Origin of the sequence: Novilysobacter selenitireducens, from assembly GCF_020026895.1 — a bacterium.
GTDB classification, from domain to species: domain Bacteria; phylum Pseudomonadota; class Gammaproteobacteria; order Xanthomonadales; family Xanthomonadaceae; genus Lysobacter_C; species Lysobacter_C selenitireducens.
This window is the reverse complement of the sequence record NZ_JAINZW010000030.1, coordinates 1-293: the sequence shown is the minus strand read 5'-3', so window position 1 is coordinate 293 and position 293 is coordinate 1. Positions and strand designations below refer to the sequence as shown.

Genomic DNA, 293 nt, shown 5'->3' with positions numbered 1-293 from the left:
GGCAGTGGCGGTGCGTCGTCTACCTCTTGTGGCGCAGCATCGCCATTGGAATAATGGATAATGCGTGTTTTCGGTAGGTCAAAGTGCTCTATGACGCCATCGTATTCAGTTAGAAAGCCGCCTTCTGGGGGCATTTCCTGACGAAGTGTCACGGAGGTACGAGCCACGGGAGCCGAACTCACCTGAGGAGCTTCGGCTTCATCAACCTTATTCTCGGCGCCTCCGTACTCTTCTTGCAGCCTTTTACGGACTTGCAAGCCAAGTATCAATTTCGACCAACTTCGGAGCACACG

The 293-nt window shown here is 53.6% G+C and carries 1 protein-coding gene; it reads right to left on the bottom strand.

Annotated features, from left to right (window positions below):
* Positions 1–293 (bottom strand): hypothetical protein (locus K6753_RS14470; RefSeq protein ID WP_223677168.1); only part of this gene is annotated, 293 nt, incomplete at both ends.